17 protein-coding genes are annotated in these 22,780 nt (G+C 72.5%); 10 read left to right on the top strand and 7 right to left on the bottom strand.

The genetic code is table 11. From position 1 onward, the window contains the following. Window positions 1-39: 39 nt before the first annotated feature. A complete protein-coding gene (locus GA0070216_RS07305) occupies window positions 40-1,161 on the bottom strand; it encodes an acetate/propionate family kinase (RefSeq protein WP_091241183.1) in 1,122 nt (373 codons plus the stop codon). Continuing rightward, window positions 1,158-3,233, bottom strand: a complete 2,076-nt coding sequence (gene pta, locus GA0070216_RS07300) for a phosphate acetyltransferase (protein ID WP_091241180.1) — start codon at window positions 3,231-3,233, stop codon at window positions 1,158-1,160. Before pta ends, GA0070216_RS07305 begins: the two co-directional genes overlap by 4 nt. A 283-nt stretch (window positions 3,234-3,516) precedes the next feature. Here pta and GA0070216_RS07295 point away from each other — a divergent pair, with 283 nt between their 5' ends. Both GA0070216_RS07295 and GA0070216_RS07290 read left to right on the top strand, forming a co-directional pair. Continuing rightward, window positions 3,517-4,098 (top strand): superantigen-like protein SSL4, encoded by a 582-nt coding sequence (locus tag GA0070216_RS07295; RefSeq protein WP_091241178.1) that lies wholly within the window; start codon window positions 3,517-3,519, stop codon window positions 4,096-4,098. Further along, window positions 4,091-6,280 (top strand): bifunctional polysaccharide deacetylase/glycosyltransferase family 2 protein, encoded by a 2,190-nt coding sequence (locus tag GA0070216_RS07290; RefSeq protein WP_091241173.1) that lies wholly within the window; start codon window positions 4,091-4,093, stop codon window positions 6,278-6,280. Before GA0070216_RS07295 ends, GA0070216_RS07290 begins: the two co-directional genes overlap by 8 nt. 12 nt (window positions 6,281-6,292) lie before the next feature. Here the strand turns inward: GA0070216_RS07290 and GA0070216_RS07285 are convergent, their stop codons facing one another. The 5 genes from GA0070216_RS07285 to GA0070216_RS07265 all read right to left on the bottom strand — a co-directional run bounded on the left by GA0070216_RS07285 (window position 6,293) and on the right by GA0070216_RS07265 (window position 13,163). Continuing rightward, window positions 6,293-6,472: a DUF6104 family protein gene (locus tag GA0070216_RS07285; protein ID WP_091241170.1), complete on the bottom strand. Its 180-nt coding sequence runs from the start codon at window positions 6,470-6,472 to the stop codon at window positions 6,293-6,295. 76 nt (window positions 6,473-6,548) lie between these two features. Further along, window positions 6,549-10,304 (bottom strand): multifunctional oxoglutarate decarboxylase/oxoglutarate dehydrogenase thiamine pyrophosphate-binding subunit/dihydrolipoyllysine-residue succinyltransferase subunit, encoded by a 3,756-nt coding sequence (locus tag GA0070216_RS07280; protein WP_091241167.1) that lies wholly within the window; start codon window positions 10,302-10,304, stop codon window positions 6,549-6,551. Between the two features lie 288 nt (window positions 10,305-10,592). Next, on the bottom strand, window positions 10,593-11,417 hold the full coding sequence (locus GA0070216_RS07275; protein ID WP_091241163.1) for an ABC transporter permease: 825 nt from the start codon (window positions 11,415-11,417) through the stop codon (window positions 10,593-10,595). Continuing rightward, window positions 11,414-12,346 carry an ABC transporter ATP-binding protein gene (locus tag GA0070216_RS07270; protein WP_091241159.1) on the bottom strand — a complete coding sequence of 311 codons (933 nt, stop codon included), beginning with the start codon at window positions 12,344-12,346 and terminating at the stop codon, window positions 11,414-11,416. Before GA0070216_RS07270 ends, GA0070216_RS07275 begins: the two co-directional genes overlap by 4 nt. A 151-nt stretch (window positions 12,347-12,497) precedes the next feature. Further along, window positions 12,498-13,163, bottom strand: coding sequence for a hypothetical protein (locus GA0070216_RS07265; RefSeq protein ID WP_091241155.1), 666 nt, complete (start codon window positions 13,161-13,163; stop codon window positions 12,498-12,500). A gap of 245 nt (window positions 13,164-13,408) precedes the next feature. Between GA0070216_RS07265 and GA0070216_RS07260 the strand changes: the two genes are divergently transcribed. The 8 genes from GA0070216_RS07260 (at window position 13,409) to GA0070216_RS07225 (ending at window position 22,722) form a co-directional block, all read left to right on the top strand. Continuing rightward, window positions 13,409-14,188, top strand: coding sequence for a GNAT family N-acetyltransferase (locus tag GA0070216_RS07260; protein ID WP_091241151.1), 780 nt, complete (start codon window positions 13,409-13,411; stop codon window positions 14,186-14,188). Then, window positions 14,185-15,111, top strand: coding sequence for a lysophospholipid acyltransferase family protein (locus GA0070216_RS07255; protein WP_091241148.1), 927 nt, complete (start codon window positions 14,185-14,187; stop codon window positions 15,109-15,111). Before GA0070216_RS07260 ends, GA0070216_RS07255 begins: the two co-directional genes overlap by 4 nt. Before the next feature lie 666 nt (window positions 15,112-15,777). After that, window positions 15,778-16,608: a DUF4097 family beta strand repeat-containing protein gene (locus tag GA0070216_RS07250; RefSeq protein WP_091241144.1), complete on the top strand. Its 831-nt coding sequence runs from the start codon at window positions 15,778-15,780 to the stop codon at window positions 16,606-16,608. Then, window positions 16,605-17,222, top strand: a complete 618-nt coding sequence (locus GA0070216_RS07245) for a PadR family transcriptional regulator (RefSeq protein ID WP_091241140.1) — start codon at window positions 16,605-16,607, stop codon at window positions 17,220-17,222. The genes GA0070216_RS07250 and GA0070216_RS07245 overlap by 4 nt, the downstream gene beginning before the upstream one ends. 77 nt (window positions 17,223-17,299) lie before the next feature. Continuing rightward, window positions 17,300-18,001, top strand: a complete 702-nt coding sequence (locus GA0070216_RS07240) for a response regulator transcription factor (RefSeq protein ID WP_091068807.1) — start codon at window positions 17,300-17,302, stop codon at window positions 17,999-18,001. Beyond that, window positions 17,998-19,551, top strand: a complete 1,554-nt coding sequence (locus GA0070216_RS07235) for a sensor histidine kinase (RefSeq protein WP_091241137.1) — start codon at window positions 17,998-18,000, stop codon at window positions 19,549-19,551. Before GA0070216_RS07240 ends, GA0070216_RS07235 begins: the two co-directional genes overlap by 4 nt. A gap of 84 nt (window positions 19,552-19,635) precedes the next feature. Further along, the gene (locus GA0070216_RS07230) at window positions 19,636-21,420 is read left to right on the top strand and encodes a S1C family serine protease (protein ID WP_091241134.1); all 1,785 of its coding nucleotides are present in this window, start codon (window positions 19,636-19,638) and stop codon (window positions 21,418-21,420) included. A gap of 192 nt (window positions 21,421-21,612) precedes the next feature. Continuing rightward, on the top strand, window positions 21,613-22,722 hold the full coding sequence (locus GA0070216_RS07225; protein WP_425413141.1) for a glycosyltransferase family 4 protein: 1,110 nt from the start codon (window positions 21,613-21,615) through the stop codon (window positions 22,720-22,722). Window positions 22,723-22,780 lie beyond the last annotated feature (58 nt).

The raw sequence follows: 22,780 nt of genomic DNA, 5'->3' as shown, positions 1-22,780 counted from the left end.
CGATGCTGCTCACCACCCCGGTCGGTCCGCCTCCACCGGTCAGTCCCCGTCGGCCAGCACCGCGCGGGTCTCCCGGGCGATCTCCCGCTCCTCGTCGGTGCCGACCACACAGACGCTGACCTGTGCACCGGCCGGGGAGATCACCCGGTCCCCGGCACCGACGTTGCGGTCCGGGTCGACGGCGATGCCGAGCCGGTCCAGCCCGGCCAGGGCGGCGGCCCGCACCTCGGGGGAGTGCTCGCCGACCCCGGCGGTGAAGGTGACCGCGTCCGCCCCGCCCAGCAGCGCGTGGTACGCCCCGACGTACCCGGTGATCCGCCGGCAGTAGACGTCGAAGGCGAGGGTGGCGGCGGCGTCCCCGTCGGCCCGACGGGACAGCACCTCCCGCATGTCGTTGGCCCCGGTCAGCCCGAGCAGGCCGCTGCGGTGGTTGAGCAGGTCGTCGATCTCGTCGACGGTCAGCCCGCCCTCGCGGCGCAGGTGGAAGATGACCGTCGGGTCGAGGTCGCCACTGCGGGTGCCCATCACCAGCCCCTCCAACGGCGACATCCCCATCGAGGTGGCCACGCTGCGTCCGCCGTCCACGGCGCAGGCGCTCGCCCCGTTGCCCAGGTGCAGGCTGATCGTGCGCAACCGGTCGTACGGCCGGTCGAGCAGTTCGGCGGTGCGCTGCGACACGTACGCGTGGGAGGTGCCGTGGAAGCCGTACCGCCGGATGTCGTGGCGGCGGGCGGTGTCCAGGTCGATGGCGTACGTGGCGGCGGCCTCGGGCAGGGTGTGGTGGAACGCGGTGTCGAAGACCGCCACCTGCCCGACGTCCGGCAGCAGCTCCCGGGTGACCTCGATGCCGGCCAGGTTGGCCGGGTTGTGCAGCGGGGCCAGCGGCACCAGCTCCCCGATCGCGGCGAAGACCGCGTCGTCGATCCGCACCGGCGCGCTGAACCGCCGCCCACCGTGCACCACCCGGTGCCCCACCGCGCTCAGCCCGGTCAGGTCGAGCCGGCCGAGGATGTCCCGCACGGCGGCGGCGTGGTCGGCCGGTCCGCCGCCCGGTTCGCCGACCCGCTCGACGGTGCCGGAGTCGACCACCGACTCCCCGTCGTAGAGCCGGTACTTCACCGACGACGACCCGCAGTTGAGCACCAGCACCCGGTCGGTCACGAACCCTCCTCCGGCGATCCGGCCGCCTGGATGGCGGTGATCGCCACCGTGTTGACGATGTCGGCGACCTTCGCGCCCCGGGACAGGTCGTTGACCGGTCGACGCAGGCCCTGCATCACCGGCCCGACGGCCACCGCCCCCGCCGACCGCTGCACCGCCTTGTAGGTGTTGTTGCCGGTGTTGAGGTCCGGGAAGATGAACACGGTGGCCCGCCCGGCGACCGTGCTCTGCGGCAGTTTGGTCGCCGCGACCTGCGGGTCGATCGCCGCGTCGTACTGGATCGGCCCCTCGACCAGCAGGTCGGGCCGGCGCTCGCGGACCAGCCTGGTGGCGGCGGCGACCTTCTCCACGTCGGCCCCCGCGCCGGAGTCCCCGGTCGAGTACGACAGCATCGCCACCCTCGGCTCGATGCCGAACCGGGCCGCCGTGTCGGCCGAGGAGATGGCGATGTCGGCGAGTTGGGCGGCGTCCGGGTCGGGGTTGACCGCGCAGTCGCCGTAGACCAGCACCCGGTCGGCGAGCAGCATGAAGAAGACGCTCGACGCCACCGAGACGCCCGGCACGGTCCGGATGATCTCGAAGGCGGGGCGGATGGTGGCGGCCGTGGTGTGGGTGGCCCCGGAGACCATCCCGTCGGCGTGCCCGGTGGCCACCATCATGGTGCCGAAGTAGTTGGGCTGCGCCACGATGTCGTGCGCCAACTCGACGGTGACGCCCCGGTGGGCGCGCAGTTGCGCGTACCGGGTGGCGAACTCGTCCCGCCAGGCGCTGCCGGCCGGGTCGACCACCTCCGCGCCGGTGAGGTCGATGCCCAGCTCGCGGGTGCGCCGGGCCACGTCGTCCGGGCGGCCGAGCAGGGTCAGCTCGGCGACCCCCCGGCGGAGCAGGATCTCGGTCGCCCGCAGGATGCGCTCGTCGGTGCCCTCCGGCAGCACCAGCCGGCGACGGTCGGCGCGGGCCCGGTCGATCAGGTCGTACTCGAACATCAGCGGGGTGACCCGGTCGGAGCGGCTGACCCGCAGCCGGCGGGCCAGGTCGACGGTGTCGACGTGCCCCTCGAACGCGCCGAGCGCGGCCTCCACCTTGCGCGGGTTGGCCGGGCCGGGCCGGCCCTCGATCCGGCTGGACGCCTCGACCGTGTCGTAGCTGTCGCTGGTCACCGAGAGCACGGCGAAGCCGGTGCTGAGCCGTTCGACCAGGCGCATGACCCGGGGGTCGGGCTGCTCGCCGAGGGTGAGCACCACGCCGGCCAGCGAGACCTGCCCGGCGACGTGCGCGGTGCTCGCCGCGACCAGCAGGTCGGCCCGGTCACCGGGGGTGATCACCAGGGCCCCCTCGGTCAGGTGGTCGAGCAGGATCGGCACGTGCGCCGCGCCGACCACGTAGTCGAGCACGTCCCGGCCGAGGGCGGCGTCGTCGCCGGCCAGCAGGGTGGCGTCGAGCGCCGCCGCCACCTCGGCCACCGTCGGCGCCGACACGCTCGGCACCTCCGGGATGGCGTACGCGGGCACCGGCAGCTCCGGCAGGGTCATCGTCCCGGTCACCCGGTTGGCGATCACCGCCAGCACCGTCGCGCCCAGGTCCGCCAGATCGTGGTACGCCCCGCGCGCCGCCGCCGTGATCGCCTCGGGTTGCTGCCCGAAGCCGTCCACCACCGGCACCACCACGCTGCCGAACTCGGTGGCCAGCCGGGCGTTGAAGGCCAGCTCACGGGGGCCGGCCCCGTCCCCGCCGTCGGCGAAGTCGCTGCCCACCACGATCACCGCCGGGCAGCGTCGTTCCACCGCCCGGTAGCGCTCGACGATCCGGGAGATCAGCTCCTCCCGCCGCCCGTCGGCGACCAGGGCCGCCGCCTCGGCGTACGTCGTGCCGGTCAGGTCGGCCTCGGGCAGATCGATCCGGTAGCGGTCGTGCAGCAGGGCGAGGATCGGGTCGGTGCCGGCGTCGGAGACCAGCGGCCGGAACACGCCGATCCGTTCGACCTGCCGGGAGAGGAGTTCCGCGAGGCCGAGGGCGATGGTCGACTTACCCCCGCCGGACCCCACGCTGGTCAGGTAGACGCTGCGGGCCACGCCCCCACCCTAGGAGATCATGTCGTCCCCCGCCCGGGACCTTCGCCCTGAACCGGTGCCGCCCCACGGTGCCGGCCGGTGTCCGCCAGCGGCCGCCCGACGTCCACCGGTGCGACCCGAGTCTCATTCGTGGGACGTGCTGGGAGCTGAGTGATCCTCGTGCCTAGACTCGCATCCCATGACTGCCGACCGTCTGAGCAGGAAGAATGCGCCATCCGGGAGATCGAAGCCTGCAGGCGCAATCGGTGGTCAGTCGGCTGCTGGTCCACATCGTACCGAGAGTGTGACGGGGCTCGATGGGCCGACCGTGGTGATCAGCCGCGCCGACGGGCCCACCGCGTCGATCGCCGCCGTGCCCCAGCTGACCCCCGTCTTCGTCGACCCTAGCGGCCGACGACACTCCCGGCTGCGCTGGCTGGCGTACACCCTCGGGTTGGTGGGTCTGATCTACGCCGGGTTGGTGGGCGTCAGCTTCGCGGGCGGCATCGCGCCGCACGCGGTGCTGCCCTTCGTCGACGAGGTCGCGCAGCCCGAGCGGTCGCCGTCCTCGTCGCCGTCGCCGTCGCCCGAGGTGACCACCGGCGCTCCCGTCGCCACCGGCACCGTGCCGCCGACCGTCGCCTCCCGTACGCCGGGGGCGGCTGGACCCGTCGTCGTCCCGGGCACCCCGTCCGCGACGCCCTCCACCGCCACCCCCTCGCCGTCTCCGAGCGCCACCCGTTCGCCGAGCCGCAGCCCGGCCACCGCGTCGACGTCACCCCGGCCGACCCGCCCCGTCCCGGAGACCACGACGCCCCACCCGCCGGAGCCGACCGACGAGCCGCCGGCCCTGCCCGACCCGGTGCCCGGCGCGGTCGATGGCTGAGCCGACCCTCCGGGCGGGACGTCGTCGCGTCGTCGGGTCGGCCCGGCGTCGCCGGGCGGTGCCGCCGCCGAGCTGGATCCTGCTGAGCACGGTGCTTGCCCTGCTGGCCGGTGTGCTGCTCGTCGGGGCGTACGCCAACGCGTCCTTCGCCCCGGACCGACGACAGAACACCGACGGGCAGCGTGAGGTGCCCACCTCGGTGGTGACCGGTGGGCCGATCATCAGCGCCAGCAGCGAGACGGTCCGCTCCTACCGGCTGCCACCGCGCACCATCGCGTTGACCTTCGACGACGGCCCCGACCCGGTCTGGACCCGGGAGGTGCTGCGGGTGCTGGGCACCCACCAGGTCAAGGGCACGTTCTTCGTGCTGGGATCGCAGGTCGCCCGGCACCCCGGGGTGGCCCGGGAACTGACCGACGGCGGTCACCAGCTCGGTGTGCACACCTTCACCCACCCCGATCTCGCCGAGCTGCCGACCTGGCGGCAACGCCTGGAGTACGCCCAGACCCAGCTCGCCGTGGCCGGCGCCACCGGCCTGCGGACCTCGCTGGTCCGGTTCCCGTACTCCTCCCACCCGGGCGCGATCGACAACCGGGACTGGCCGGTGGTCACCACCGCCGGTGACCTGGGCTACCTGACGTTCCTCAACGACACCGACAGTCAGGACTGGTCGCTGCCCGGGGCCGACAGGATCATCGAGAACGCCGCCCCGGACGGCGACGCCGGTGCCGTCACCCTCTGGCACGACGCCGGCGGTGACCGGTCGCAGACCGTCGCCGCCCTCGACCGGTTCATCCCGATGATGAAGGAGCGGGGGTACCGGTTCGTCACCGCGACCGAGGGGTTGAACCTCGCCTTCGCCGCCGCCGGGGTGGACCACCGGGTGGACGCCGCCGTACCCGCCACCGCCGCCGACCGGTGGCGCGGTCGGATGCTGATCTGGGCCGTGCAGGGGGCCGACACCGTGCTGACCGTGTTCGGTGGGCTCTTCGTGGTCGTCGGCCTGCTCACGGTGGGCCGTACCCTGGTGCTGTTCGTGCTGGCCGGGCGGCACGCCCGCCGCCGACGGGCCAAGGGGTGGAGCTGGGGGCCACCGGTCACCGCGCCGGTGTCGGTGATCGTCCCGGCGTACAACGAGAAGGAGGGGATCGCCGCGGCGGTCCGCTCCCTGGCCGGTGGCGACCACCCCGGCGGGATCGAGGTGGTGGTCGTCGACGACGGCTCCACCGACGGCACCGCGGACATCGTCGACGCGCTCGGCCTGCCCAACGTCCGGGTCGTCCGCAAGCCCAACGGCGGTAAGCCCAGCGCCCTGAACACCGGCCTGGCGCTGGCCCGGCACGACCTGATCGTGATGGTCGACGGGGACACCGTGTTCGAGCCCGACGCGGTCCGCCGGCTGGTGCAACCCTTCGCCGATCCCCAGGTGGGCGCGGTGGCCGGCAACGTCAAGGTCGGCAACCGGCGCAGCCTGATCGCCAAGTGGCAGCACATCGAGTACGTCATCGGGTTCAACCTGGACCGGCGGCTCTACGAGACCCTGCGCTGCATGTCCACGGTGCCGGGTGCGATCGGCGGGTTCCGGCGGGAGGCGCTGCGTTATGCCGGGGGGATGACCGACGACACCCTGGCCGAGGACACCGACATCACCATCGCCCTGGGCCGGGCCGGCTGGAAGGTGGTCTACGAGGAGACCGCCCGCGCCTGGACGGAGGCACCGGCGACCATCGGCCAACTCTGGAAGCAGCGCTACCGGTGGAGCTACGGCACCATGCAGGCGATGTGGAAGCACCGTCGCTCGGTGTGGGACCGGGGGGCGTCGGGTCGGTTCACCCGCCGGTGCCTGTTCTTCCTCAGCCTCTTCGGGGTGCTGCTGCCGCTGCTCGCGCCGGTGATCGACCTGTTGGCCCTGTACGGCCTGTTCTTCCTCGACCGCAAGGCCACGGCGGTGGCCTGGCTGGTGATGCTCGGGGTGCAGACCGCCACCGCCGTGGTGGCGTTCCGGCTGGACCGGGAGAAGCTGGGGGTGCTGTGGGTGCTGCCCCTCCAACAGTTCGTCTACCGGCAGCTGATGTACCTGGTGATGGTCCAGGCGGTGGTCACCGCGGTGACCGGCGGCCGGCTGGGTTGGCAGAAGCTGCGCCGCACCGGCCTGGGGCCCGCCGTCCGCAACGGCGGCTGACCACCACCGGGGTCAGTCCTCGTCGAGGTCGTCGAGGCGGGCCAGCCAGGTGGCGAAGCGTTCGATCGGCGTCTCGAACTCGGGATTGAGGTCGACGAAGTCGCGCAGCCGCTCCCCGAGCCACTCCAGGGTCACCTGCTCGTCGCCCCGCCGCTGCACCAGCTCCTCGATGCCACGATCGGTGAAGTACACCGGGCTCCTCGTTCCTTGCTGACGGGCCCGGCCCGCCCCCTGACAGGGGCGGGCCGGATGGGTCGGGATGGTCGGGTCAGGGGCGGGGGAGAGCGGCGTCGATCAGCCCGGTCTGCTCCACCTCGTGCATCTTGGCCGAGCCGACCGCCGGTGCGGCGGCGGCGGGGCGGGAGATGCGGCGCAGCCGGACGTCGGCCAGGTGCTCCAGCAGGTTGAGCGCGACGAAGCTCCACGCCCCCTGGTTGGCCGGCTCCTCCTGCACCCAGGCGAAGTCCTCCGCGTTCGGGTACGCCGCGAGCGCGTCGCGGATCTCCTGGACCGGCAGCGGGTAGAGCTGCTCGATCCGGGTGATCGCGGTGTCGGTGACGCCCCGCTCGGCGCGGGCGGAGAACAGGTCGTAGTAGACCTTGCCCGAGCAGAGCAGCACCCGCTTGACCTGCTCCGGCGCAGGCGCGGCGGTGTCGGCCAGCACCGGGGCGAAGGTGCCGGTGGTGAAGTCCTCCACCGGGCTGACGCAGAGCTTGTGCCGCAGCAGCGACTTGGGCGTGAACACCACCAGCGGCTTGCGCTTGGGCGACAGCGCCTGCCGACGCAGCAGGTGGAAGTAGTTCGCCGGGGTGGTCGGGATGGCCACCCGCATGTTGTCCTCGGCGCACATCTGGAGGAACCGCTCCGGACGCCCGGAGGTGTGGTCCGGGCCCTGCCCCTCGTGGCCGTGCGGCAGCAGCAGGGTGACCGCGGAGCGCTGGCCCCACTTCACCTCGCCGGAGGAGATGAACTCGTCGATCACCGACTGGGCGCCGTTGACGAAGTCACCGAACTGCGCCTCCCAGGCGACCAGCGCGTTGACGTTCTCCACCGAGTAGCCGTACTCGAAGCCCATCGCGGCGTACTCGCTCAGCAGGGAGTCGTGCACGAAGAACCGGGACCGCTCGCCGTCGGCGGTGAGCGTCTTGAGCGGCAGGTAGTCGTCGCCGGTCTTCGCGTCGACGATCGAGGCGTGCCGCTGGACGAAGGTGCCCCGACGGGAGTCCTGCCCGGCGAGCCGGACGGTGACCCCGTCGTGCAGCAGCGAGCCGAACGCGATGATCTCGCCGTACCCCCAGTCGATGTTGCCCTCGGCGGACATCCGGGCCCGCCGGTCGAGCAACTGCTGGATGCGCTTGTGCGGGGTGAAGCCCTCCGGCAGGTTGACATGCGCCTCGCCGATGGCCTTGACCACGGCGGCGTCGGTGGCGGTCGCCACCTGCGGCTCCTGCTCGTCCTCCCGGCGCGGCCGACCGGCCTGGCGGGGGGTGGTGGCGGCGTCGCGGGTGGCCTTGAAGACCCGCTCCAGCTGCGACTGGTAGTCGCGCAGCAACTCCTCGGCGTCCTCGACGGTGATGTCGCCCCGGCCGATCAGCTCCTCGGTGTAGAGCTTGCGGACCGAGCGCTTCGAGTCGATGATCTTGTACATCTGCGGGTTGGACATCGACGGGTCGTCGCCCTCGTTGTGTCCACGCCGGCGGTAGCAGACCATGTCGATCACGACGTCCTTGTTGAACGCCTGCCGGTACTCGAAGGCCAGCCGGGCGACCCGGACCACCGTCTCCGGGTCGTCGCCGTTGACGTGGAAGATCGGCGCCTGGATCATCCGGGCCACGTCGGTGCTGTAGAGGCTGGACCGGCTGTACTCCGGGGCGGTGGTGAAACCGACCTGGTTGTTGACCACCACGTGCACGGTGCCGCCGGTGCGGTAACCGCGCAGCTGGGACAGGTTGAGCGTCTCGGCGACCACGCCCTGCCCGGCGAAGGCGGCGTCACCGTGCACCGCCAGCGGCAGCACGGTGTAGCCCTCCAGCTTGAGGTCGATCCGGTCCTGCTTGGCCCGGACGATGCCCTCCAGCACCGGGTCCACCGCCTCCAGGTGCGACGGGTTCGCCACCAGGGAGACCTTGACCGAGTGGTCGCCGCCCGGGGTGGTGAACTTGCCGTTCTGCCCCAGGTGGTATTTCACGTCGCCGGAGCCCTGGGTGGAGCGCGGGTCCAGGTGACCCTCGAACTCCGAGAAGATCTTCTCGTACGGCTTGCCGACGATGTTGGCGAGCACGTTGAGCCGGCCCCGGTGGGCCATGCCGATCACGACCTCGTCCAGCCCGTCCTCGGCGGACGCCTCCAGCACCTCGCCGAGCAGGGGGATCAGCGACTCGCCGCCCTCCAGCGAGAACCGCTTCTGGCCGACGTACTTGGTCTGCAGGAAGGTCTCGAACGCCTCGGCGGCGTTGAGCCGGTTGAGCACGTGCTTCTGCTCGTCGGCGGCCGGCTTCTCGTAGCGCCGCTCGATCCGCTCCTGGATCCAGCGCCGCTCCTCCGGGTCCTGGATGTGCATGTACTCGATGCCGAGCCGACGGCAGTACGAGTCGCGCAGCACCCCGAGGATCTCGCGCAGCTTCATCCGCTGCTTGCCGGCGAAGCCGTTGACCGGGAAGGTCCGGTCCAGGTCCCACAGGGTCAGCCCGTGCTGGAGGACGTCCAGGTCGGGGTGCTTGCGGATGGTGAATTCCAGCGGGTCGGTGTCGGCCATCAGGTGGCCCCGCACCCGGTAGGCGTGGATCAGCTCGTGCACCCGCGCGGTCTTGTTGATCTGGCCTTCGGAGTCGACGGCCACGTCCCGCATCCAGCGCACCGGCTCGTACGGGATGCGCAGCGAGGTGAAGACCTCGTCGTAGAAGCCGTGCTCGCCGAGCAGCAGCTCGTGCATCACCTTGAGGAACTCGCCGGACTGCGCGCCCTGGATGATCCGGTGGTCGTACGTGCTGGTCAGCGTGATGATCTTGCTGACCGCAAGCTCGGCCAGGGTCGCCTCGCTCATCCCCTGGTACGGCGCCGGGTACTCCATCGCGCCGACCCCGATGATCGCGCTCTGCCCCTGCATCAGCCGAGGGATCGAGTGGACCGTGCCGATTCCGCCCGGGTTGGTCAGCGAGATCGTCGTACCGCCGTGGTCCTCCATGGTCAGCTCGTTGCGGCGGGCCCGCCGGACCACGTCCTCGTACGCCTGCCAGAACTGCCGGAAGTCCATCTGCTCGCAGCCCTTGATGGACGGCACCACCAGGTTGCGGGAGCCGTCGGGCTTGGTCAGGTCGATGGCGATACCTAGGTTGACGTGCTCCGGGCGGACCATCGCCGGCTTGCCGTCGACCTCGGCGAAGGAGTTGTTCAGCTCCGGGTGCTCGACCACGGCGCGGACCAGCGCGTACCCGATCAGGTGGGTGAAGCTGACCTTGCCACCACGCCCCCGGGCGAGGTGGTTGTTGATCACGATGCGGTTGTCCACCAGCAGCTTGGCCGGCACCGCGCGCACGCTGGTGGCGGTCGGCACGGACAGCGAGGCGTCCATGTTCTGCACGATCCGGGCGGCCACCCCGCGCAGCGGCGTGGTGCCCGCGCCGCTGGCCGTCGGCGCCTTCGCCGCCGGCTTGGCCGGGGCGGCCTTGTCGGTCGCCGCCGGCTTGGTGGCGGGCTTCGGAGCGGTGGCCGGCTTCGCGGTGGCGGTCGGCTTGGCGTCGGCCGTCGGGGCCTTCGCGGGCGTCGGCGTCTTCGCGGCCGGGGCGGCCTTCGCGGCGGCGGCCGGTTCCCGCGGCGCGGCCGGTTCCGGTGTCGCGGCCTTGCCGTCGGCCGGGCGCGGGGTCGCGGCACCCGGGGCGGGTCGATAGTCGGTGAAGAAGTCGTGCCAGGCCGAGTCGACGCTTGATGGGTCGGCGAGGTAGCGCTGGTACATCTCCTCGACGATCCACTCGTTCGGGCCGAAACCCGCCAGTGGGTTCTCCTGCGAAGTCTGCTGGGTCGACACGGCCGGTAATCGCCTCTTTCACGCGGGTTTGTGTGTCACGCGGTGTCCGCCGTCGTTCGGAAGTGTGGAGGGACGGGAGACGGCTTCCAGGCTACGCCGTGAGAATACGATAGGCATTTCCACCTCGGATGGGTGGCCTGTTTCACAGAACATGCAGTTAGTCAATCAGCTCTTCGTGTTCCATCGGCTCCGGAGCGGAGCGGTCGGGGCGACGGCACCCCTCCGAGAGCCGGAACGGCCCGGCGCGACAGTCGTCGCGCCGGGCCGGGCCCGCCGGAGAGCGGTCGGTCAGGAGATGTCCCGCCGCCGCATGGTGAGCGTGCCGATCGCGCCGGCCACCACCGCGTACCCGATCAGGACCACCGCGCCCGCCCAGCGGGGCGGGTTGCCCGGGATCTCGGCCCCGCTGACCATCAGCGACGACGCCAGCGACGGCACCAGCACCTGCAGGTCGTTGATCCAGTCGCCCCACCGGGCGGCCAGGATGCTGATCGCGATGGCCGCGCCGACCGCACCGCCCAGGTAGAGCAGGATGCCGGTGACCGTGGCGCCGATCTGGCTGCGGATCAGCACCCCGATCCCGACCCCGAGCACCGACCAGAGCAGGTACGCCAGGCCGTTGAGCGCGGTGGCCCGCCAGACCGCGCCGCTGCCGAGCTGGGAGCCCAGGTCGACGCTGCTCATCACCAGTGCCCCGAGGATCAGGTTGAACACGGTGGTGACCAGCCAGAACAGCACGGCCAGAATGGCCGCGGCGGCCAGCTTGGCCAGCATCACCGCCGTCCGGTGCGGCACGGTGAGGAAGGTGGTGGTGACCGTCTGGTGGAAGAACTCGCTGGTCACCACGATGATGCCGAGCAGCATCACGATCATCAGCCCGAAGAACTGCCCGTTGGTGTAGACGTTGGCGGCCAGGCTGTCCACCGACTGCACGGCCTGGATCTGGTCGGCCTGGTCGGCCGGCACGTCGCCGAAGTTGTTGTTGGCCAGCGCGTCGGTCTGCAACCAGTTGATCAGGGCGGTGAGCGCCCACAACGGCAGCGTGATCAGCCCGAAGATCCACCAGGTGCTGGTGGTACGGATCTTCAACAGCTCGGATCGGACCAGGTTCATCGGATGCCCGCCTTCCCGGCCGTCAGCTCCAGGAAGACCCGTTCCAGGTCGGGTCGTTCCGGGGTCAGTTCGTGCAGCTCGACCTTTGCCGCCAGCGCGACCCGGCCGATCGCCGGCGCGTCCACCCCGCTGACCAGCAGCACGCCGTGCTCGTCGGTCTCCACCGTCGCGGACTGCTCGCGCAGCGCCACGGTCAACTCCTCGGCCTGCGGGGTGCGCACCCGCACCCGGCCGCCCTGCGACATCGAGCCGAGCACCTGCTCGACCGGACCCTGCCGGATCAACTTGCCGGCTGCGATGATCACCACGTCGTCGGCGAGCAGCTGCATCTCGGACAGCAGGTGGCTGGAGACCAGCACGGTGCGCCCCTCGTGGGCCAGGCCCTTGAGGAAGCCACGCATCCAGCGGATGCCCTCCGGGTCGAGACCGTTGGCCGGCTCGTCGAGGATCAGCACCCGGGGGTCACCCAGCATCGCGGCGGCGATACCGAGCCGCTGCTTCATGCCCAGCGAGTAACCCTTGAACTTGCGCTTCGCCGCCGGGGTGAGCCCGACCAGGGCCAACGCCTCGTCGGCGCGGCTCTTCGGCAGGCCGGCCGCCGCACAGATCACCCGCAGGTGGTTGATGCCGGTGCGGCCCTTGTGCGCGCTGGAAGCCTCCAGCACCGCGCCCACGTGCCGCAGCGGGTCGGTCAGGTCGGCGTACCGCTGGCCGCCGATGGTCGCCGTGCCACCGGTCGGGGTGACCAGGTTCAGCAGCATCCGCAGGGTGGTCGTCTTACCCGCGCCGTTCGGGCCGAGGAAGCCGGTCACCCGACCGGCCTCGACCGTGAAGGACAGGTTGTCGACCGCCCGTACGTTCTTGTACTGCTTGGTCAGTCCGGACACGACGATCTGGCCGGTGCTGGGGCTCCACTGCCCGTCGGACATCGTTCTCCTCCCGTGCGGCGGCGCGTCGCGCGCCGCATTCTGCGGCGCCGTTGCGGAATGCGCCGCTGACCAGCCTGGCAAGCCTGGTCAAGATATGCCATCAGCCCGGGTCGGTAAGTCGTACTCCGTCTCAGGCAGGAGGCGGTCGTCCTCAGGGACGAGACTCGGGCGGCAACGCCACCCAGGTGGCGCGGGCCCGGCCGAGCAGTCCACCGGCGCTGCCGTAGAGACTGGTGTGCACCACCGCCAGACGCCCCTCCGCGGTGATCACCCTACCGGTGACCACGCACTCCTCACCCGGCTCGGGCAGCGCGTCGAGCGCCACGGCGATCCGGCCCAGCACGTACGGCCGGCCGGGAGCGATCACCGCCCAACCCCCGGGGCAGTCCAGCGCCGCCCAGGCGGTCGGCGCGGTCACCCGCTGCGGCGCCCGCCACGACGCGGCGGTCCGGCCGTCGGGCAGCCGGCCGGGAAAGATCCGCAGCCCGTCCGGGTGGTCCGGGCCGCAGACGTAACAGCCGGGAAAGGGGTGGTCCACCAGACCCGGGTAGCCGGCCGAGGCGGCACGCGCGGTCGCCGGGTCGACCGGGGGGACCGGGGCGGGCAGGTCGCCGGCCGGGCGTACCTCGGCGACCAGGTGCCCGTCGGGGTCGTACACGTCGCCGTCGGTGAGGGTGAGCGGGGTGTCCAGCGGCGGCGGGCGACGCAGCGTCACCTCGACCGGCCGGTCCACGCCGTACGCCCCGGCGAAGACCCCGGCGCTCCAGCCGCCGTTGCCCGAGCCGGGCGGGCCGTTGTACCGGGATTCGATGATCATCGCCGCTCCGCCGCTTCGTCCGTCCGGCCCGGGTGGCCGGGTGCCCGCAGGCAGCCTCGCACGCCCCGCCCGCCCCACGAAACGCGGTGGCGGCCCACCCGTACCCCGCGGCCCGGTGGCCCCTGCCGGCCCGGCGGTCGCGTCCGTCCCGCAGGTCACGGTGGGGGACGGCCCGCCGACCGGCGTTCACCGGATCGACACCCGTCTCCGGGGGGCCGGCAACCCGGGCCCCCTACACAGGTCCCATGGCTGTTCTGCATGCCGCTGGCGCATCCCTGACGACCAGTGGATACACCCTGCTGATCGCCGACGACCCGACCCAGGTCGCGGCAGCGCAACGCCTGCGCCACGAGGTGTTCGCCACCGAACTCGGCGCGACCCTGCGTCCCGGCGTCGCCGGACTGGACGCCGACGACCTCGACGTCCACTGCGACCACCTGATCGTCCGCGAGGAGCGGACCGGCGAGGTGGTCGGCACCTACCGGCTGCTGCCACCGGGCCGCACCGACCGCCGGTACGCCGCCGGCGAGTTCGACCTGACCGCGCTGGACCCCCTGCGTGACCTGCTGGTCGAGACCGGCCGCTCCTGCGTCCACCCGGACCACCGCTCCGGCGCGGTGATCAATCTGATGTGGGCGGGGCTGACCCGCTACCTGCACCTGCGCGGCTCCAACTGGCTGGGCGGCTGCGCCTCCGTACCGGTCGACGACGGCGGTCGGGCCGTCGCCGAGGCGTGGGCGCTGAGCCGGGCCGGTCACCTGGCACCCCCGCCGCTGCGGGTCCGCCCGTTGCGGCCCTGGTTCGCCGAGCCGGCTGCGGTGACGCCGGAGGTCGCCACCGGTGGCCCGGCCGGGCGGGCGGTGGTCCCGCCACTGCTGCGCGGCTACCTGCGGCTCGGCGCGTGGATCGCCGGTGAGCCGGCCTACGATCCGGAGTTCCGCTGCGCCGACTTCTACGTCCTCTTTTCGCTGAACCGGATGAACCCGCGCTACCTGCGGCACTTCCTGGGCGGGGTGGCACAGTGAGCGCCGAGTTGTGGCGGCCGACCGCCGGCTGTGGCCCGGACTGCCTGCCGGGAGCGCGGCGGGCGGAGGTGTCCCTCGGCCGGCGGGCGGCCCGGCTGCTGGGCCTGCTCGGCATGATGCTGGTCGGGGCCGGTCTGGTCGTACTGCTGCCGGTGTTGCCGGTGGCGGAGCGGGCGGCGGTGGTCCGGGGCTGGGCCCGGGGGACCGCCGGGGCGCTCGGGGTGCGGCTGGCGGTCCGCGGGCGGCTGCCCCGACGGCGGGCGTTGCTGGTCGCCAACCACGTCTCCTGGCTGGACATCCTCGCGGTGCTGGCGGTCGCGCCGGCCCGACTGCTGGCCAAGCGGGAGGTGCGGAACTGGCCGGTGCTCGGGCTGCTGGCCCGCGCCGGGGGCGCGCTGTTCGTGGACCGGTCGCGACCCCGGGACCTGCCCCGCACGGTGGGCCGGCTCGCGACCACCCTGCGGGCCGGTCACCCGGTCGCGGTCTTCCCCGAGGGTACGACCTGGTGCGGCGTCGCCCCCTCGGCCGGTTGCCGGCCGCGCCGAGGATTCCGGCCGGCGGCCTTCCAGGCGGCGATCGACGCCGGGGCGCCGGTGGTGCCGCTCCGGATCAGCTACCGCTCTGCTGCCACCGGGGCGACGACCACCACCGCTGCCTTCCTCGGCGACGAGACCCTGTGGCGCTCGGTGTGCCGGGTGCTGGCCGCCCGGGACCTGGTGGTGGACGTCGTGGTGACCGCCGCCCTGCACCCGGCCCCCGGCGCGGACCGCCGGCTGCTGGCCCGGGCCGCCGAGTCGGCCGTGCACCTGCTCCCGCCCCGCCCGGTCGCCGGCCGTCCCACCCTGGCCGCCGTGCCCGTGGTGGCCCCGCCGGGGTCCGCGTCCGCGCCGGCCGCCGGGACGGGCCTCGGCCTGGCCGCCTGACCCGTCTCACCCGAGGGCCGCTTCGACGGCAGGATCCACTCGGGTGGGCCGTTGTTGCGGTGTCCTGGCGGCCGGTTACCGCAACATCGACCCAGATGAGTGGATCACGTCATCGAGGCGGCGATCTGGTGGTGGTGTGCCCGTGGGCGGGACGGCAGGTCCGCCCGTTGTCGGGCGTGGGCAGGACGGCCCGTTCTGGGGGGTGGGTGGTATGACGCTGCGGCATGAATATGACGGACAGGAATACTCGTCCGCCGGAGTGGGGACGCCTCGGCTGACTGTGGGTCAGGTCGCCTGGCAGATACACCAGAGGACCGCTCGGCATCGCGCCGAGGGGTCCTTTGAGCGTTGGTCGGTCAGGACCGCCTGGCGAAATCCACCCGGACCACCCGCCGACCGGGATGACCGAACCCCCGGCCGGCGTGGTCGCCAGCCTGATCCACTCAGCGGGGCCGATGTTGCGCTATCCCGGGTGACTGGTTACCGCAAGATCGGCCCAAGTGAGTGGATCAAGGTGGGGCGAGGCGTTGGGCGAGTGGATCACGACGCCGGCGCGCGGGTCGGCTCCACGACTCGCGACAGTCTTGTTCTATCGCGATGTATCGCGTTACGCTTCCTCCGTGAAGTGGCACGGCTGCCGGCCGTGACCCACCGGAGGGAGACGTCATGACCACCTGGACGGTCGACAGACCGCAACAACTCACCATCGAGGGGCCGGTCACCCGGCTCGACGTCCGGCTGATCACCGGGCGGCTCAACGTGGTCGGCACCGACGGCCCGGTCCGGGTCGACGTCACCCGGATCAGCAGCCGGCCGGTCATCGTCGAACACCACGACGGCGTGCTCCGGGTCCGGCACGAGCGCCAACCGCGCTGGCCCGGGTTCCTGTGGTGGCTCGGGCAGCTCGGTCGCCGGTTCCGCGCCGAGGTGTCCATCGCCGTCCCGGCTGACGTCCTGGCCAACCTGCACCTGGTCAGCGGGTCGCTGGTCGCCTCCGGGCTGGTCAACGACACCACCGTCAACGTCACCTCCGGGCAGATCACCCTGATGGGCCTGGCCGGGCGCACCAACGCGCGGATCGTCTCCGGCCCCGTCGAGGCGCTCGGCGTCACCGGCGACCTCGCCCTGGACACGGTCTCCGGCGAGGTGACCCTCGCCGAGAGCGCGGCCGGCCGGGTGCACGCCAACACCGTCTCCGGGGCGATCACCTGCGACCTGGACAACCCCCGGCGCAGCGAGATCCGACTCACCACCATCTCCGGGCCGATCACCGTCCGGGTCCGCGAGGACAGCGACCTCTCCGTCCACCTGCACACCACCTCCGGCCGGATCACCAGCGCTTTCCCCCAGGTCGACGGCGGCGTCGGTGTCGGCCCGGTCAAGGACAGCCGCGGGGTGCTCGGCGCGGGCGAGGGTAAGCTCTGGGCGTCCGCGACGTCCGGCAGCATCGCGCTGCTCGCCCGGCCGGTGGACGCCGACCAGGAGGAGCTGCCGTGACCGCCGTGTTCAGTCACGGGCGGCTGCGGCTCTATCTGCTCCGGCTGCTCGACGACGGGCCCAAGCACGGCTACGAGCTGATCCGACTGCTGGAGGAGCGTTTCCTCGGCCTGTACGCGCCCAGCGCCGGCACCATCTATCCCCGGCTGCAACGGCTGGAGGCCGACGGTCTGGTCACCCACACCGCCGCCGGTGGCCGCAAGGTCTACGAGATCACCGAGGCCGGCCGGGCCGAGCTGCGCCAGCGGGCCGACGAGGTGACCACCCTGGAATCCGACATCACCGCCTCGGTGGAGGATCTGTCCGCGCTGGCCGGGGAGATCCAGACCGAGGTACGCGGCTCGGTGCGCGACCTCAAGCGCGAACTGCGCGAGGCCACCCGGCAGACCCGGCAGACCCGCTGGGACCGGCCGGCACCCGCCCCGACGCCCCGCCCGGCGGCCCCCGCTCCGGGCGGGTCCCCTCTGCTGGCCGAGTTCGACCAGCGGCTGGCCGAGTTCACCGTCGAGGTCGGCGCGTTGGTCCGGGCCGGGCGGCTCAGCGACGTTCAGCTGCGTACCGCGATCCGGGTCCTCGACGGCGCGCTGGACGGGCTGCGCCGGCTGCTGCGCTGACAGCCGCACCCGGCTTCACAGGGATTTTGCAGGAACCATCCAGCGCTGGCGCAGCGACATCACGGATGATGGCCAGCATGGCCGCTACCCAGACTGAGGCGCGACTGCTCGTCGTCGAGGACGACCCCAACATCCTCGAACTGCTCTCCGCCAGCCTCCGCTTCGCGGGGTTCGACGTGGCGACCGCCACCAGCGGCAGCGCGGCCCTGCACGCGGCCAAGGACCACCGCCCCGATCTGGTCGTGCTCGACGTGATGCTGCCCGACCTGGACGGCTTCGAGGTCATCCGGATGCTCCGCGAGGGCGGCACGCGTACCCCGGTGGTGTTCCTGACCGCCCGGGACGCCACCGACGACAAGATCCGTGGGCTCACCCTGGGCGGCGACGACTACGTCACCAAGCCGTTCAGCCTGGAGGAGTTGACCGCCCGCATCCGGGCGGTGCTGCGACGCACCGCGACCGGCGAGCAGGCCCCGTCCCGGCTCACCTTCGCCGATCTGGAGCTGGACGAGGAGACCCACGAGGTGCACCGCGCCGGCCAGCGGGTGCAGCTCTCGCCGACCGAGTTCAAGCTGCTGCGTTACCTGATGCTCAACGCCAACCGGGTGCTGTCCAAGGCGCAGATCCTCGACCACGTCTGGAACTACGACTTCCGGGGCGACGACAACATCGTCGAGTCCTACATCTCCTACCTGCGCCGCAAGGTGGACAACACCCAGCCCCGTCTGATCCACACCCTGCGCGGCGTGGGCTACGTCCTGCGCAAGCCGGCGGCGTGAGCCCGCTCGACGAGGCGAAAGGGCGGATCCGAAGCATCCCGCTGCGGGTCAAGCTGGTTGCGGCGGTCCTCACCCTGGTCGCCGTCGCCCTCGTGGTGATCAGTTCGCTGACCACCTATTTCCTGCGCGAGTACCTGATCGGGCAGGTCGACGGCGAGTTGCAGTCGGCCAGCGTCCAGGTCGGCCGGGTGCTGCCGGACCTGGAGAGCGGACGGGCCAAGGCCGCCCTGCCCACCGACTACGTCGTCGCGCTCGCCGGGGAGGACTCCACCCGTTTCATCGGGTACGACCGGGCGCTCGAACCGGACGACCTTCCCCCGGTCCCGGCGGACCTGCCCGGTTTCCGGGCCGAGGAGGGCGAGCCGTTCACGGTCCGCTCCCAGGACGGCCGGGAACGGTGGCGGATGCTCTATCGGGAACTGTCCGACGGTCGGGTGCTCGCCGTCGGGCAGCACCTCACCGACGTCGACCTGGCCGTCAAGCGGTTGATCTGGATAGACATGCTGGTCGGCGGGGCGGTGCTGATCCTGCTCGCCTCGGTCGGCGCGGCCATCGTGCGGACCAGCCTGAAACCACTGATGGAGATCGAACGCACCGCCGCCGCGATCGCCGGCGGCGACCTGACCCGCCGGGTGCCCGACCCGGAGGACGGGCAGGAGTGCGCCACCTCCGAGTTGGGCCGGCTCTCCCGGGCGTTGAACGCGATGCTGGCCCAGATCGAGACCGCCTTCACCGCCCGCGCGGCGTCGGAGATGGCCGCCCGTACGGCGGAGGCCGGCGCCCGGGACGCGGCGCACGCCGCCCTGGAGTCCGAGGCCCGCGCCCGACGGTCGGAGGAGCGGATGCGGCAGTTCGTCGCGGACGCCTCCCACGAGCTACGCACCCCGTTGACCACCATCCGGGGCTTCGCCGAACTGTACCGGCAGGGTGCCGCCCGTGCCCCGGAGCAGACCGCCGACCTGCTGCGTCGCATCGAGGACGAAGCGGCCCGGATGGGCCTGCTGGTGGAGGACCTGCTGCTGCTCGCCCGGCTGGACCGGGAGCGCCCGCTGTCGCTGGCCCCCGTGGAGCTGCCGGTGCTCGCCTCCGAGGCGGTCGAGGCGGCCCGGGTGGTCGCTCCGGAACGGCGCATCGAACTGGAGATCGCGCCGGGCTCCGGCCCGCTGGTGGTGCACGCCGACGACGCCCGGCTGCGGCAGGTGATCGGCAACCTGATGACCAACGCGTTGACCCACACCCCGGCAGAGGCGTCGGTGACCCTGCGGCTGCGCTCCGAGGCCGGGAACCTGGCCGTGGTGGAGGTCGCCGACAGCGGGCCGGGACTCGCGCCGGAGCAGGCCGAGCGGGTCTTCGAGCGCTTCTACCGGGCCGATGCGGCCCGGACCCGCCGGGCCAGCGGGATCACCAGCACCGGGCTGGGACTGGCCATCGTCGCCGCGCTGGTCACCGCGCACCAGGGCACGGTGGAGGTGGACGAGACGCCCGGCGGTGGGGCGACCTTCCGGGTCCGGCTGCCGCTGCTGCCCGAGTCCGACGGCGACGGCGAGTGATCCACCACCGGCCCCGGAGTGACTTTCAGAAAACTTCCAGGGGGGTTCCAGGCTGGTGACAGTGGCACGGGGAAAACTAGGGGCATGACCGAGTTCGAGACCGACCCGCAGCGTCGGCCGGCTGCCACCGACGCCGAGCCGTCGCACCCCTCCGCCGAGCCGTCCCGCGTCGAGCGCGGCGAGTCCGACACCACCGCCTCTCCGGGCGACCCCGCCGGCACCGCGGGGGCGCCGGCCGGCGCGTCCCACCCCGGATCGTCGTACGCGTCGCCGTCGTCGTCGTACGCACCGCCGTCCTCGTCGTACGCCCCGCCCTCTGCCAGCCCGTACCCGCAGTCGCCGTACCAGGCCGGCGCGGCCTCCGGAGACCAGGGCTACCGGCCCGGGTATCCGGCGTCCACCGGCTATCCGGGTCACCCGCAGGCGGGCCAGTACCCGTCGGCCGGTTACCAGCAGCCCGGCCAGCAGCAGTCCGGTTGGGCCGGCGGTCACCCCGGCCAGCACCGCCCCGGCACCCCGGGCCAGCCCGGCGCGGGTGCCCAGCCCGCGGGCTACCCCGGTCAGCCCGGCTCCGCCGTCGGCGGTCAGCCCGGCTCCGCCGTCGGCGGTCAGCCCGGCTCCGCCGTCGGCGGTCAGCCCGGTGGTGCGGGTTACCCCGGCCAGCACGGCACGGCCCTCGCGGGACAGTCGTCCGGTGGTTATCCGGGGCAGTCGTCCGCCGGCTACCCGGGGTCGGCCGGCCCCGGTGGTCCGGGCGGGCCGCAGCAGCCCGGCCAGCCGGTCCCGCCGTGGGCGTCCGGCCCGGCGCCGCAGGCCGGCAAGGTGGCCAAGTTCGTCGGCGCGGGGGTGGCGGTCTTCGCCCTGATGCTCGGCTCCGGCGTGGCCGGCGGGGCGCTCGCCCTGGCGGTCGACGGCGACCGGGGCGGCATCACCCGCAACTACTCGGCCGCGCCGGTGATCAACAGCGCCGACCTGCCGAAGATCGCGGCGTCGGTGCAGGACAGCGTGGTCTCGATCATGACCGACAACGGCGAGGGGTCGGGCGTGATCCTCAGCGCCGACGGCTTCGTGCTGACCAACAACCACGTGGTCGCGTCCGCCTCCGGCGACACCGTCCGGGTGGTCTTCGCCAACGGCAAGTCCGCCCCGGCCAAGATCGTCGGAACCGACCCGAAGACCGATCTCGCGGTGGTCCAGACCAGCGGTCTCGACAACCTCAAGGCGGCGAAGTTCGGCGACAGCGACGCCATGCAGGTGGGCGACCAGGTGCTCGCCCTGGGCAGCCCGCTCGGTCTGCAGGGTTCGGTGACGGCCGGCATCCTCAGCGCCCGGGACCGCACCATCCAGGCCGGCAGTGGCAACAGCCCGCAGCAGGCCCCGCAGGGTGGCGCCAGTTCGATCTCCGGCCTGCTCCAGACCGACGCCCCGATCAACCCGGGCAACTCCGGTGGCGCGCTGGTCAACACCCGCGGTGAGGTGATCGGCATCAACACCGCCATCGCCACCGCCGGGCAGGGCAGCACCGGCAACATCGGGGTCGGCTTCGCCATCCCGAGCAACAAGGCCAAGAACGTCGCCGAGAAGCTCCAGCGGGGCGAGAAGATCAGCCACCCGTCCCTCGGCGTCAGCGTCAACGCGGCCGAGGACGGCGGTGCCCTGGTGGCCGCCGTCACCGGGGGCAGCGCCGCCGAGAAGGCCGGCATCCAGCGGGGCGACGTGATCACCAAGTTCGGGGACAAGGCGATCAACGACTCCAACGACCTGGTCGGCGCGGTGCAGGCCGGCAAGGTCGGTGACCGGGTCCAGGTGACCTACAAGCGAAATGGTGTCGAGGCGACGGCAACCGTGACGCTCGCCGAGACGTCATAGTTCTCAGACCTACCTCCTCCGGGCGGCGGGCGGTGGAGCCAAGGGGGTTGGCTCCGCCGCCCGCCGCCGTACGCACCCCGGACGGGCCCACCCGACCGGGGTGCGTTTGACCGTCCGGCCAGCGGGAAACCGCCACCGATCCCGGGTCGGGACGAGGTTCCGTATCGGGACAACGGGGGAGGATTCGTGGCAGTGACCCACCGCTCGTCGGAACGCTCACCGTCCGGGCCGCCACTGCGGATCGCGATGCTCGTTCCGCCCTGGCTGTCGGTGCCGCCGCCCGGCTACGGCGGGCTGGAGCAGGTGGTGCACGGGCTGGTGGACACGCTGGCCGGGCACGGCCACGAGGTGACGCTCTTCGGCGCGGGCCGGCAGCACGGCACCGCCGCCGACTTCGTCTCCACCATCGACGAGGTGCAGTACGACCGGCTCGGTGAGTCGCTGCCGGAGCTGGCCCATCTGGCGCGGGCCAACCAGTTGATCTCCGCTGCCGACTTCGACGTGATCCACGACCACACCACGATCGGGCCGCTGGTCGCCGGCCGGCGTGCGGTGCCCACCGTGGCCACCGTGCACGGCAACCCGGTCGGCGAGTACGGCGCGGTGCTCAGCGACACCGACCACGGGGTGGGCCTGGTGGCGATCTCCCACGCCCAACGGCGGGCCAACCCCGGACTGCCCTGGGTGGGTACGGTGCACAACGCCCTCAACAGCCGGGACGTGCCGGCCAAGCGGGGACCCGGGCGGGGCCCGGTGCTCTGGCTGGCCCGGTTCAGCCCGGACAAGGGCCCCGACACGGCGATCCGGGCCTGCCGGGCGGCCGGCCTGCCGCTCACCCTGGCCGGCAAGTGCAACGAGCCCGCCGAGCACCACTACTTCGCCGAGGTGGTCCAGCCGATGCTGGGCGACGACGTCAACGTGATCATGAATGCCGACCGGGAGGCGACCCTGCGGTTGCTGGTCGACGCCCGCTGTCTGATCATGCCGATCCAGTGGGAGGAGCCGTTCGGCATGGTGATGGTGGAGGCCATGGCGACCGGCACACCGGTGGTGGCGCTGCGCCGGGGCGCGGTGCCGGAGGTGGTGGTCGACGGGGTGACCGGGCTGGTCCGCGACCGTGCCGAGGAGCTGCCCGCGGCGCTGCGCGAGGTGGTCCGGCTCGACCCGGCGGCCTGCATCACCCACGTGGCCGACAACTTCTCCACCGAGCGGATGGCGCGCGGCTACGAGGCGATCTATCGCGCCGTCGCGCTCGGGGTGGCCCCGCCCGTGCGTCGGCCGGTTCCACTGCACACCCGCTGAACCGTGCGTCGGCCGGTTCCACTGCGCACCCGCTGGACCGGGCGGCGGGTCTGCGCAG

This window comes from Micromonospora matsumotoense (assembly GCF_900091525.1).
Lineage (GTDB): Bacteria > Actinomycetota > Actinomycetes > Mycobacteriales > Micromonosporaceae > Micromonospora > Micromonospora matsumotoensis.
Note: the sequence above shows the minus strand (reverse complement) of the source record. Positions and strands in the feature narration are given on the sequence as shown.

Bases quoted from the DNA above. Each gene is read 5' to 3' on its own strand.
- GA0070216_RS07250 (WP_091241144.1), top strand. From the start codon at position 15,778: ATGACCACCTGGACGGTCGACAGACCGCAACAACTCACCATCGAGGGG.
- GA0070216_RS07290 (WP_091241173.1), top strand. From the start codon at position 4,091: ATGGCTGAGCCGACCCTCCGGGCGGGACGTCGTCGCGTCGTCGGGTCG.
- GA0070216_RS07270 (WP_091241159.1), bottom strand. From the start codon at position 12,346: ATGTCCGACGGGCAGTGGAGCCCCAGCACCGGCCAGATCGTCGTGTCC.
- GA0070216_RS07265 (WP_091241155.1), bottom strand. From the start codon at position 13,163: ATGATCATCGAATCCCGGTACAACGGCCCGCCCGGCTCGGGCAACGGC.
- GA0070216_RS07230 (WP_091241134.1), top strand. From the start codon at position 19,636: ATGACCGAGTTCGAGACCGACCCGCAGCGTCGGCCGGCTGCCACCGAC.
- GA0070216_RS07260 (WP_091241151.1), top strand. From the start codon at position 13,409: ATGGCTGTTCTGCATGCCGCTGGCGCATCCCTGACGACCAGTGGATAC.
- GA0070216_RS07240 (WP_091068807.1), top strand. From the start codon at position 17,300: ATGGCCGCTACCCAGACTGAGGCGCGACTGCTCGTCGTCGAGGACGAC.
- GA0070216_RS07275 (WP_091241163.1), bottom strand. From the start codon at position 11,417: ATGAACCTGGTCCGATCCGAGCTGTTGAAGATCCGTACCACCAGCACC.